This window comes from Halomonas sp. CSM-2, from assembly GCF_002119345.1.
Classification (GTDB): Bacteria; Pseudomonadota; Gammaproteobacteria; order Pseudomonadales; family Halomonadaceae; genus Vreelandella; species Vreelandella janggokensis.
Genome location: NZ_NBYR01000017.1, coordinates 85,137 through 97,880, shown reverse-complemented (window position 1 = coordinate 97,880; position 12,744 = coordinate 85,137). Strand labels below are relative to the sequence as shown.

Here is a 12,744-nt window from a genome sequence, read left to right as displayed (position 1 = left end):
GCAGCGTCAGATGTGTATAAGAGACAGTCGATCAGCCGTGGCCGAGCCRCGCGGGTTCCATTTGACGACATAGTCGAGCCGGCGCCCCTCGTCGGCAAAGACCTGGCGTTGCTGTTCGAGAAGCGCCAGGTGCGCCTGGCTGTCGAAGCCGCTGTCCTCGCGTAACAGGATCGGTTGCTTGGTCARGCATTGGGCGCGAGGCAGTACCCGCTCCAGGAAGGCGTTGCTCTCCTTCATGGTGTGCTGCTTGCCAGGCCGCAGTTCCAGACCCAGGCACCACCCTTCGTTGCCCAGATAGGCGGCGATCGGGGTGTAGCCATCGACCTTCTGGTAGGTCCGCGAGACGCCTTCCTTCTTCGAGTTGCTGTTGTCCATGACGAAGGTGTCGATGTCCAGGCAGACGTGCGTCGTCTCGGCGGTGATCGGTGCTTCGATCAGTGACAGCAGGGTCGTGGACCAGGTGGCGGTGCGCGCCTGCAGGTCGTTGGCGGCAAGTTTTTCCAGCCGCTGTCGCAGCGTCGCCGCGCTCGGCACCTTCTGCAGGGTCAGCAGTTGTTGGAAGGGCTTGTCGCGGCGGAAGTTCTCGACAGCGTCATAGTCGCTCATGCCCAGACACAGCAGGCCCAGGTAGCTCTTGATCACGTCACTGGTGCGCATGCCCAGCGTGGTGGGGAAGCGGCTGTCGATGCTGTCGACGCCAGCGATCTCGAAGCATTGCCCGATGATGGACAGCCCGGCGTGGCTRGTGAGGGTGCGGCGACTGGCGCGGAACTTTATGTTGGGCATGGCACTGTCTGGGTGAATGGCGATAATGGCTATATTGCCATGCAGGTCAGTGGGTTAGAAGTGCTTCCGGGGGCCGGTCTCACGGATTCAGGAATTCCTCTATCATTAAATCAACTGATTACTCGCCATGAGAGCTTGATATGCCCGCGCTTGGTCAAATGAGCGACTATGAGATTCGCCTGATTCGTATTTTTCAAACAGTGGTGGAGTGCGGTGGCTTTACGGCGGCCGAGACCACGCTGGGCATCAGCCGGTCGGCAATCAGCCAGCACATGAACGATCTGGAAGGACGGCTAGGCTTTTCGCTGTGCCAGCGTGGGCGTGGCGGGTTCAGCCTAACCGAGGAAGGCAAAGAGATTTATCAGGCAGGCCTGACGCTGCTTTCCGCGCTTGAAACCTTCAAAAGCGATGTCAACGCGCTGCATCAAACCATCAAGGGGGAGCTGAATATTGGTATTACCGACAACCTGGTGACGCTACCCGCCATGCATGTCACCCATGCGCTGACCAGGCTCAGCGCCCCGGAACACGATGTGACACTGAACATACACATGGAGCCCTCGGATGCGGTGATTCGCGGCGTGATGGACGGCCACATGCACGTCGGCGTGGTGCCAGCGGTCAACCTGCCCACCAGCCTGAGTACTCAGCATCTCTACGACGAACCTTCCTATCTGTACTGCTCGGTGGGACACCCGTTGTTCGATAAGGCCAGTGACCGCCTCACGTTGGACGAGCTTGCACAGCATCCCGCCATATCACCACGCTATCCGCTACCTGCTGAGGCACGCCAGGCCCACGATGACCTCAACCTGCGCGCCTCGGCGTCAGACCGTGAGGGCGCGGCGTTTTTGATTCTCACCGGGCGTTTTATGGGATTTCTTCCCGAACACGTCGCCGACCAGTGGGTCTCGGCGGGCAAAATGCGCGCCCTGAATACCACAAGTCAGCACTACCTTATTCCCTTTGTGCTTATTGCACGTCGCGATCGCCGCCCCAATCGTGTGGTTGACGCCTTTTTACACTTCATCAATACGCCACAAACACCAACACCCGGCATTTAGCCGGGTGTTGGTGAGATATGTTGGAGAAGCGCACGTCGCGCGAACTAAGGTAGTTGCTCGGCCGGCTCCTTGTCAGCCACCGGCGCCGGACCCACCGACGGTGCGGAGGAAAGCACCTGACTTGCGACATAATAAACGATCGCGCCAAGCGCCGAGCCGGTAAACCAGCCGTAGTCGTAGAACCAGTACATCGTACCGGTGGTCAGCGAGATTAGCGTTAGCGCAACGGGCACGCCAAAGGCGATAAAACCGGCAATGTTCACCGCCGGATAAACATGGCTGTCCATATACAGACTGGGCACATCCAGGCGCTGTTTTTTAATCAAAAAGTAATCCACGGCCATGATACCGGCAATCGGGCCAAGCAGGCTGGAATAACCCAGCAGCCAGTTGGAGTACATCTGTTCCAGCGATACCCCTGGCGGGATGATGCCCGCTTTTTGGAGCAGGTCATAGCCCATCAGCAACACACCCACCGCACCAGTCATCAGTACACCACGGGTCTGATTAATCATTTTGGGCGCAATATTCTGAAAATCATTGGTCGGCGAGACAATATTCGAGGCCGTGTTGGTAGAAATCGTGGCGATGATAATCAGCAGCATCGCCAGCACTACCCAGAACGGGCTATCGATATAGCCGATCAACCGCACCGGGTCGGCCACGGTTTGACCGACAAGCGTCTCTGAGGCAGCGGTCATCACCACACCCAGTGAGGCAAAGAAAAACATTGTCAACGGCAGGCCAATCACCTGCCCGACAATCTGATCTTTCTGACTTTTGGCAAAACGACTGAAATCGGGAATATTCAGCGACAGGGTCGCCCAAAAGCCTACCATGGCGGTTAACCCGGCAAAGAAGTAGCCATACACTGACGCCCCTTCGGGACGCGATGGCGGCTGAGCCAGAAGCTCGGTCATCGAGGTGTGCGGCCACGCCCACACCATCAAGCCAATACCCACCGCCAATAGCAACGGTGCGGCCAGGGTTTCCAGCCACTTGATCGACTCCGCACCGCGAATGACCACATAAAGATTCATGGCGCCAAACACGAAAAAGCCGATGACTTCACCAACGCCGCCCAGTGCCGCCCACGCGGGTATCAGTTCCGAGAGCAGCAAGTGAATGGCCAGCCCGCCGAACATGGTTTGAATACCAAACCACCCACACCCGACCAGGGCGCGCACCAGACACGGCACGTTGGATCCAAAAATCCCGAACGAAGAGCGCAGCACAACGGGAAAAGGAATCCCGAATTTAGTACCAGGAAAAGCGTTGAGCGTGAGTGGAATCAAGACAATCACGTTGGCCAGTAATATCGCGAACAACGCCTCCCCCACGCTCAAGCCAAAGTAGGCGGTCAACACACCCCCAAGTGTGTAGGTGGGTACACAAATCGCCATCCCCACCCAAAGCGCGGCGATATTCCACTTAGTCCAGGTTCGTTCACTCGCCTGGGTAGGCGCGATGTCCTTGTTGAAGCGCGAGCTATCGCGAACATCGTCCCCCACATCCAATTCAATCAGCCCTTCTCGGTCTACCATCTGAGAGGTTGTTTTCGTCATTGGTCTCTCCTCAGTGTCATCTGCTTCCCGGAAAACCCTCACGGTCTGAGGCTCCCAAGCAATAAGCATGCCGACCGCCCGGCACTATCACTTAACTTATTGATGGAAAACTGTCTTCCGGGACAAGAATTTTATTATTGTCTTCATCTTGCTGCCCTTTAGGACACTACATACCCGACGGATTCAAAAAGGCTAGATCAAAAAAAATATTTGCACCAATTTTCAACATTAAAATTATGCCTAAAGACCCAAAATAATAACTAAACACATGATTTAAAAGACATATAAAAAAACATCAAAGCAGTGCAATGACTCACCATATTAGGGAAAACGCAAATCAAAAAGAAAAATAGCAAATTAACTCAACGAGTTAAAAAGGCCATTAAAAAAATATTCAACTAACTTGCTAAAAATCACATCCTGACGATACTTTCTTAAAAGCTGCCCTTACAGTCAGCTTTAGACTCCGCTACCCACCGTCAGATCATTAATTAATCCTGATGCAGTGAGCTAACACTAATAACGGGAGAGACGCTAATGCAGAAGATGAAAATCGGCCTGATTCAAATGGGCCTGAAAACCAGCACCGACCTAGAACCCGCGGCCATCCGCGACGCCATGAACGAAGCCCATCTGCCGATGATCGAGAAAGCGGCAGAACAGGGCGTGCAGGTGCTCTGCTTTCAGGAAGTGTTCAACCAGCCCTATTTTTGCCCCAGTCAGGACGGCAAATGGTATGCCGCCGCCGAGCAGGTGCCGGAAGGCCCCACCTGCCAGATGATGCAGAAACTCGCCGCCAAACACCGCATGGTGATCATCGTCCCGGTGTACGAAGAAACCGAGACCGGCGTTTACTACAACACCGCCGCGGTGTTCGATGCCGACGGCAGCTATCTGGGCAAGTACCACAAAACGCATATCCCCCAGATCGCAGGCTTTTGGGAGAAGTTTTTCTTCAAGCCGGGCAAATCCAACTGGCCGGTCTTCGATACCGCCTTTGGCAAGATTGGTGTGTATATCTGCTATGACCGCCACTTCCCCGAGGGCTGGCGGGCGCTCGCCCTCAACGGCGCCGAGGTGATCTTCAACCCTTCCGCTACTGTCGCCGGGCTTTCGCAGTACCTTTGGGAGCTTGAGCAACCCGCCTCGGCCGCGGCCAACGGCTGCTTTATTGCCGCCATCAACCGCGTTGGTACCGAAGCACCCTGGAATATCGGCAATTTCTATGGCTCCAGCTATATCGTTAACCCGCGCGGCAAGATCGAGGCCCAGGCCAGCGAAACAGAAGACGAACTGCTGGTGCACGAAATCGATTTGGACATGGTTCGCGAGGTACGCAACAACTGGCAGTTCTTCCGCGACCGCCGCCCGGAAACCTACACCCGCCTGACCGACGGCGAATAGCCCGGCCACCTGATAAGCAAAGGAGCGAGCAATGAGCCTATTGATCAAGGGCGGCACTGTCGTCACCAATACCGATACCTACCGCGCCGACGTGCTCTGCGTTGACGGTAAGATTCACGCTATCGGCACTGATTTAGACATACCCGATGGTTGTGAAGTCGTCGATGCCAGCGACCAGCTGGTGATGCCCGGCGGTATTGACCCCCATACCCATATGCAGCTGCCGTTTATGGGTACCGTGGCCAGCGAAGACTTCTACACCGGCACCGCCGCGGCCCTGGCGGGCGGCACCACCTCAATTATCGACTTCGTGATTCCTCAGCCGGGGCAGTCGCTGCTGGAGGCGTTCGAGACCTGGCAGGGGTGGGCCGAAAAAGCCGCCACCGACTTTGCTTTTCACGTGGCGATCACCTGGTGGGACGACAGTGTACGGGAGGAAATGGGCACGCTGGTGCACGAACACGGGGTCAACAGTTTCAAGCACTTCATGGCCTACAAAGGTGCCATCATGGCCACCGATGACATCCTGGTGGAGAGCTTTTCGCGCTGCCTGGAGTTGGGCGCGGTGCCGACGGTTCACGCTGAAAACGGCGAGCTGGTCTACCACATGCAGCAGAAACTGCTCGCCCAGGGCCTTACCGGACCGGAGGCCCACCCGCTTTCGCGCCCGCCCCAGGTAGAAGGCGAGGCTGCCAGCCGCGCCATTCGTATCGCCAGCACCCTGGGTGCACCGATTTATCTGGTGCACGTTTCCACCAAGGACGCCGTGGACGAAATTGCCTACGCCCGGGACCAGGGGCACCAGGTTTACGGCGAGTGTCTGGCCGGCCACCTAGTGATCGACGACAGCGTCTACCAGGATACCGACTGGGGCCGCGCCGCGGCGCATGTAATGAGCCCGCCCTTCCGCCCTAAAGGCCATCAGGAAGCGCTTTGGCATGGTCTGCAGTCCGGCAACCTGCAGACCACCGCCACCGACCACTGCTGCTTCTGCGCCGACCAGAAGGCCGCAGGCAAGGACGACTTCACCAAGATTCCCAACGGCACCGCCGGGGTCGAGGACCGCCTGGCCGTACTCTGGGATGAAGGCGTCAACACCGGCAAGCTGTCGCCCCAGGAGTTTGTCGCGCTGACGTCGACCAACACCGCCAAGATTTTCAATCTCTACCCCCGCAAGGGCGCGATTCAGGTGGGTGCCGATGCCGATATCGTGGTGTGGGATCCCAATGGCACGCGGACGATTTCCGCCAAGACCCACCACCAGAACGTCGACTTCAATATCTTCGAAGGCAAGACGGTACGCGGCATCGCCCGCCACACCATCAGCCAGGGCAAATGGGTATGGCGCGACGGCGATCTACACGCCGAGCGCGGTGCAGGCCGGTATTTAGAACGCCCTGCCTACCCTGGCATGTTTGAGCTGCTGGCCAAGCGTGCCGAGCTAAATGCGCCGATGGCAGTCAAGCGCTGACCCATAAAGAACGACCAAGACCAACAGCTGTGCCCATAACAACAGCGGAGGCTCTACCGTGACTAACCAACTGAACCATCTACCCAGCGCCAAAGAGGTCGGCACCTACGACCCAGCTACGCTGGCAAGCAACTTTAGCGATCTGCACCCGCCGCTGACCCATCGCCAGGCGATGATCGAAAGTCAGCGCTGTCTCTACTGCTTCGATGCGCCCTGCGTGGAGGCCTGCCCGTCGGAGATCGACATCCCGAGCTTCATTCGCCAGATCAGCGAAAACAACATCAACGGCGCGGCGGAAACCATTCTGGAAGCCAACATCCTGGGCGGCAGCTGCGCCAGGGTGTGCCCAACGGAAATCCTTTGCGAGCGTAGTTGCGTGCGCAACCACGACGCCGAGTGCCAACCGGTGCTGATCGGCCTGCTTCAGCGTCACGCCACCGACAACATGCAGTTCGATGGCCACCCGTTCAAGCGGGCTGCCACCACCGGTCGGCATATTGCCGTGGTCGGCGCCGGGCCGGCGGGTCTCGCCTGCGCGCACCGACTGGCGATGCTCGGCCATCAGGTAACCATCTTCGAGGCCGAGCAAAAGCCCGGCGGACTTAACGAGTACGGCATCGCCCGCTACAAGATGACCGATGACTTCGCCCGTAAGGAAGTCGAGTTTCTGCTCGAGATCGGCGGCATCGACATCCAGTACGGCCAGCGCCTGGGCGACAACCTGGAACTGGCCGCCCTGCATCAGCAGTACGACAGTGTATTTCTCGGCCTTGGGCTAGGTACCAGCCGCGCCCTGGGGCTTACCGGCGATGAAGCACCCGGCCTGATGCCCGCCGTGGACTACATCAAGACCCTGCGCCAAACCGATGACCTGGGCAGCCTAGCCGTGGCCAAGCGCTGCATCGTGATTGGCGCAGGCAATACCGCCATCGACATGGCGACCCAGATGGCCCGCCTGGGCGCCACCGAGGTGATGCTGGTCTACCGGAGGGGCGTCGAGGCGATGTCCGCCACCGACCACGAACAGGAGATCGCCAAAGCCAACGGCGTGCGCATGGTCACCTGGGCACAGCCCGACGACATTCTGCTGGACAGCCAAGGCCGGGTAGCCGGCATGCGCTTTGCCAAGACCCAGGAACAAGCGGGGCAACTGACGGCGACCGGCGACACCTTCGAGATTGCCGCCGACGCCATCTTCAAGGCGATCGGTCAGGGCTTTGAAGGGACAAGCCTTCGCGACGCCACCGCCGCCGAACTCGCCCGCGACGGCGAGCGCATTCAGGTCGATGACATGCTGCGCACCTCGCTGCCCAACGTTTACGCCGGCGGTGACTGTGTAAAACCCGGCCAGGACCTCACCGTTCAGGCCGTGCAGCACGGCAAGCTTGCCGCCCACGCCATTCATCAGGCGCTCGTCGCCAAGCAGGAGGCCGCATGAACACCCTCAATTTTACCCCACCGGGCAAGCACGACAGCGGCGATAGCGTGGTCAACGGCGTTGATCTATCAGTCAATTTCGCCGGCATCAAAGCCCCCAACCCGTTCTGGCTGGCGTCCGCCCCGCCCACCGACAAGGCCTACAACGTGGTACGCGCCTATGAAGCGGGCTGGGGCGGCGTGGTGTGGAAAACCCTCGGCGAAGAACCGCCCGCAGTGAACGTGTCGTCGCGCTATTCGGCCCACTACGGCAAGAACCGCGAAGTGATCGGCTTTAACAATATCGAGCTGATTACCGACCGCTCGCTTGAGATCAATCTCGAAGAAATCACCCAGGTGAAGAAGGACTGGCCCGACCGGGCATTGATCGTTTCCATTATGGTGCCCTGCAATGAAGAGGCCTGGGCCTATATACTGCCGCGCGTGGAAGCCACCGGCGCCGACGGCATCGAGCTCAACCTGGGCTGCCCCCACGGCATGCCCGAACGCGGCATGGGTGCGGCGGTGGGCCAAAACCCGGACCTGATCGAAAAAGTCACCTACTGGTGCAAGAAACACTACTCCAAACCGGTGATCGTCAAGCTGACGCCTAACATCACCGATATTCGCGTGGGCGCCCAAGCGGCACTGCGCGGCGGCGCCGATGCGGTGTCGCTGATCAACACCATCAACTCGATCACCAGCATCGACCTGGACAACATGGTCGCCAAACCCACCGTCGGCCACCAGAGCACCCACGGCGGCTACTGCGGCAGCGCCGTCAAACCCATCGCGATGAACATGGTGGCGGAAATTGCCCGCGACCCGGCGACGCCCACGCTGCCAATCTCTGGTATTGGCGGCATTGCCACCTGGCGGGATGCAGCAGAGTTTATCGCCCTGGGGGCTGGCAGCGTGCAGGTATGTACCGCGGCGATGCTCAACGGCTTTCGCATTGTGGAGGAGATGAAAGACGGCCTTTCCCGCTGGATGGCCGAAAAAGGCTACGACTCCATTGAGGCGTTCTCGCGCAAGGCGATCCCCCAGACGACCGACTGGAAGCATCTGGATATCAACTTCAAGACCATCGCCAAGATCGATCAGGACCTGTGCATCGAGTGCGGCCGCTGCTATATCGCCTGCGAGGATACCTCTCACCAGTCGATTGCCAAGCTCACCGAGCAGGATGGCGCGCGCCGCTACGAAGTCATCGAGGAAGAGTGCGTGGGCTGCAACCTGTGCCAGATCACCTGCCCGGTGGAGAACTGCATCACCATGGTGCCCCAGGAAACCGGCAAGCCCTTCCTGGCCTGGGATGACGACCCGCGCAACCCCTTCCGCGCGGCCTCTTGATCAACGCCCTATAAAACGCCACCGCCCCTACTGAGTGAGGGCGGTGGCGTTTTGCTGTGCCTCCTCATCCATATGGGCCTCGGCCTGATTGAACGGCTCCCCCCGAACGTCGATGAGCGTGGGCCTCCTCGCTTGACTGATCAATTCAGTACGCCTTGAAACATTAATGATGGTAACAGAGACGATCACTTCAACGTCGGTTCTGCCGGAGACCAATGTGAGTTAGGGCTCAGGGGGCGAATAAATCGTTGGTTTACCTGCTCCGGGCACGTCATTGTACGGGGATAGAAGTTGCGCTTATACGCAGCTTCGAACGCCAACCATACTCGCCAGGGAGATTCCCATATGACAAAGCCTAATGTATTGGTGCTAATGGCCGACCAGCTCAACGGCACACTCTTTAAGGATGGCCCCGCCGACTTTTTGCATGCGCCCAACCTCAAGAAACTGGCCAAGCGCTCGGTCAACTTCAACAATGCCTATACGCCAAGTTATCTGTGTGCACCGGGGCGGGCCGCCTTCATGTCGAGCCAGCTACCAAGCCGCACCGGGGTATATGACAACGCGGCGGAATTCCCCTCGAGCGTGCCGACCTGGGCTCACCATTTGCGCCGCGCCGGTTATTCCACCTGCTTGTCAGGCAAGATGCACTTCGTCGGCCCGGACCAGCTCCATGGCTTCGAGAAACGCCTGACCACCGATGTCTACCCGGCTGATTTCGGCTGGACACCTGACTACACCAGGCCAGGTGAGCGTATCGACTGGTGGTACCACAACCTGGGGTCGGTGACAGGCGCTGGCGTTGCCGAAATTTCCAATCAGATGGAATACGACGACGAAGTCGCGTTCCACGCCGAGCAGAAGCTGTACGACCTGTCGCGTGGTCACGACGAGCGTCCCTGGGCGCTGTGCGTCAGCTTTACCCACCCGCACGACCCCTATGTGGCGCGTCGCCAATACTGGGATTTATATAACGACTGCGAGTATCTAGAGCCACAGCAAGGGCCCGTACCCTTCGATGAGCTGGATCCGCACTCCCAGCGGATTTTCGAAGCCAACGACTATACCAAGTTCAATATCCAGCCCCAGGACGTGCGCAACGCTCGCCAGGGCTATTTCGCCAACATCTCCTATATCGACGACAAGATCGGCGGCGTTCTCGACGTGCTCGAACGCACCCGCATGCTCGACAACACGATTATCGTGGTCTGCGCCGACCACGGCGATATGCTGGGCGAGAAGGGCCTGTGGTTCAAGATGAGTCCCTATGAAGGCTCTTCGCGGGTACCGCTGATGCTGTCTGCCCCAGGGATCGAACCGCGCAATGTCGAAGATCCGGTATCGATCATCGATATCAATACCACCATCGCCGACCTGGTCGGCATCGATCTCACCTCGATCGCCCCCTACACCGACGGCCAGTCGCTGCTTCCCTTGACCCGAGGCGAGAAGCGCGACGCGCCGGTATACATGGAATACGCCGCCGAGGCCAGCTATTCGCCCATCGTGACCATCCGCGAGGGCAAATGGAAGTTCAACTATTGCGAGATCGACCCGCCGCAGCTTTTCGACCTGGAGGCCGACCCACTGGAGCAGCACAACCTGGCGGCGCATCCCGACTACGCCGAGGTAGTCGCCGACTATCAGGCCAAGGTGCACGAGCGCTGGGACATGAAAGCCTTCGATACCGACGTGCGCGCCTCCCAGGCGCAGCGCCTGATCGTCTACGAGGCCCTGCGCAATGGCCACTACTATCCGTGGGACTATCAGCCGCTTCAGGACGCTTCCGAGCGTTACATGCGTAACCACATGGATCTCAACGAAGTCGAAGAAGCCCAGCGTTATCCCCGTGGCGAATAAGGCCATGGCGAATCACCTCGCCTGAGCCGACTCGGCAAGCAACATAAACGCCCGTACCTTAGGTACGGGCGTTTTTTCTTGTGAGGATGGTAAAAGCCCCTCTACCGGACGTCTTGTCCGGCAAAGGGAACATCACGTCAACTTGCGTGGCGCATACGGCGCAGCTCGCCGTTCAGGGCGCGGATGATCGCGTAGCACATCAGCAGCATCAAGATGGAAAAGGGGATGGCCGTCGCCGTGACACCCGCCTGAAGCGCCGATAATCCGCCACCGATCAACAATACAATGGCAATCAGCCCCTCCACCGTCGCCCAGAACATGCGTTGAGGCCGCGGTGCTTCGATCTTGCCGCCAGCGGTGATGGTATCGATCACCAGAGAGCCGGAATCCGATGACGTCACGAAGAAGGTCAGCGCCAGGATGATCCCAAGGGTCGACATCAAGCCCGTCAGTGGTAGCTCATTGAGCATGCCGAACAGGGCCAATTCGGGACGGTAGCTATCGATCACGTACTCCTTGACCAGACTGGCGGCGGGATTGGTATAGAGCTGATCCAGCGCGATGCTGCCGAATACCCCCATCCAGATAAAGATAAAAAGACTCGGCACGATCAGCACACACAGCAAGAATTCACGCACAGTACGTCCTTTGGACACCCGCGCGACGAACATGCCGACAAAAGGCGCCCAGCTGACCCACCAAGCCCAGTAAAAGACCGACCAGGCTTGGCGATAGGCGTCATCGTCACGACCAAAGGGTGCCGATAGCGGAATGAATTCCGTCACATAATGGCTGATTCCTGTCCACATGCCGCTGATCGCCATCAGGGTCGGGCCGGCGAACAGCACGAAGAGGAAGAACAACACGGATGCCCCCATATTGATCTCCGAGAGTCGCTTGACGCCCCCCTCGAGGCCGCGCCATACCGACACCAGCGCCACCGCGGTGACCAGGGCAATGATAATGACCTGGGTCGTGGTATTGATGGCCATGCCGAAGACGAAATTCAGTCCCGCGTTGGCCTGCTGGGCGCCCAAGCCCAGTGCCGTGGCCAAGCCGAACAAGGTGGAAAACACCGCCAGGATATCGATCCCGTGCCCCCACCAGCCCCATACGCGATCCCCCAGGATGGGAAAGAAGATCGAGCGAATAGAAAACGGCAGTTCCTTGTTATAGCTGAAGAGTGCCAGGGCGAGCGCCATCACCGCGTAGACGGCCCAGCCGTGCAGCCCCCAGTGTAGAAAGGTCCCCGCCAACCCCATGGCCGAGGCTTCGTCAACCGCGGCCAGATTCAGCGCACCGTCGGCGCCGAAGGGTGAAGGGGTGCCTAAGGGCGACGACACATTCGCATGATAAACCGGTTCCAGCACGCTGAAGAACAGCAAGGCGATCCCGATACCCGCGGTAAACAACAGTGCGAACCAAGACAGGTAACTGTGTCCCGGCCGGGCATCCGGCCCACCCAGTCTCACCTTGCCATGGGGAAGCACGATCAGCGCCAGGCAGAAGAGAACGAAGAAATCCACCAGGATCATGAAGTACCAGTCCAGCGTGCGCGTCGAGAAGCTGACGATGGATTGGAAAAGCTCTCCTGCCTGCGCCGGAAACATCAGGGTCAGCACGATGAAAATCAACGAGGCGAGGGCGGATAGGACAAAGACACGGTTGTGAATGTCAAAGCCGATGGGCCCCACACTGCCCTTGATGTTGTCCTGCCCGACAACATAATCCGTCTGCATGTCGCTATCGTCGTACGTCGACGATGCCCGTTTATTTAAGAAGCCCATAGGGTCTATCTCCTTATTGTAGTGATCGAGTTGTCGCT

The 12,744-nt window shown here is 58.6% G+C and carries 8 protein-coding genes and 1 pseudogene; 6 read left to right on the top strand and 3 right to left on the bottom strand.

All coding sequences use genetic code 11. The features are described 5' to 3' along the window. Positions 1-27: 27 nt before the first annotated feature. Positions 28-786: pseudogene (locus tag B7L15_RS15185) on the bottom strand (IS1380 family transposase); the annotation flags it as partial. A 140-nt stretch (positions 787-926) separates the two neighbouring features. On the opposite strand from B7L15_RS15185, the gene B7L15_RS15180 reads away from it, so the two are divergent. Continuing rightward, positions 927-1,850 carry a LysR family transcriptional regulator gene (locus B7L15_RS15180; RefSeq protein WP_085919779.1) on the top strand — a complete coding sequence of 308 codons (924 nt, stop codon included), beginning with the start codon at positions 927-929 and terminating at the stop codon, positions 1,848-1,850. Positions 1,851-1,894: 44 nt separating this feature from the next. On the opposite strand, the gene B7L15_RS15175 is transcribed toward B7L15_RS15180, so the two are convergent. Beyond that, positions 1,895-3,415: an NCS1 family nucleobase:cation symporter-1 gene (locus B7L15_RS15175; protein ID WP_085919778.1), complete on the bottom strand. Its 1,521-nt coding sequence runs from the start codon at positions 3,413-3,415 to the stop codon at positions 1,895-1,897. A gap of 537 nt (positions 3,416-3,952) precedes the next feature. Between B7L15_RS15175 and B7L15_RS15170 the strand changes: the two genes are divergently transcribed. The 5 genes from B7L15_RS15170 (at position 3,953) to betC (ending at position 10,919) form a co-directional block, all read left to right on the top strand. After that, on the top strand, positions 3,953-4,819 hold the full coding sequence (locus B7L15_RS15170) for a nitrilase-related carbon-nitrogen hydrolase (RefSeq protein WP_085919777.1): 867 nt from the start codon (positions 3,953-3,955) through the stop codon (positions 4,817-4,819). Between the two features lie 31 nt (positions 4,820-4,850). Then, positions 4,851-6,290: a dihydropyrimidinase gene (gene hydA / locus B7L15_RS15165; protein ID WP_085919776.1), complete on the top strand. Its 1,440-nt coding sequence runs from the start codon at positions 4,851-4,853 to the stop codon at positions 6,288-6,290. 58 nt (positions 6,291-6,348) lie between these two features. Then, entirely contained in the window at positions 6,349-7,728 is a 1,380-nt protein-coding gene (locus tag B7L15_RS15160; protein WP_085919775.1) for an NAD(P)-dependent oxidoreductase, read from the top strand. Further along, entirely contained in the window at positions 7,725-9,059 is a 1,335-nt protein-coding gene (gene preA / locus B7L15_RS15155; protein WP_085919774.1) for an NAD-dependent dihydropyrimidine dehydrogenase subunit PreA, read from the top strand. The genes B7L15_RS15160 and preA overlap by 4 nt, the downstream gene beginning before the upstream one ends. Before the next feature lie 345 nt (positions 9,060-9,404). Then, positions 9,405-10,919: a choline-sulfatase gene (gene betC, locus B7L15_RS15150; protein WP_085919773.1), complete on the top strand. Its 1,515-nt coding sequence runs from the start codon at positions 9,405-9,407 to the stop codon at positions 10,917-10,919. 137 nt (positions 10,920-11,056) lie between these two features. On the opposite strand, the gene B7L15_RS15145 is transcribed toward betC, so the two are convergent. Next, complete coding sequence (locus B7L15_RS15145; protein WP_254902954.1) at positions 11,057-12,706, bottom strand: BCCT family transporter; 1,650 nt, start codon at positions 12,704-12,706, stop codon at positions 11,057-11,059. Positions 12,707-12,744 lie beyond the last annotated feature (38 nt).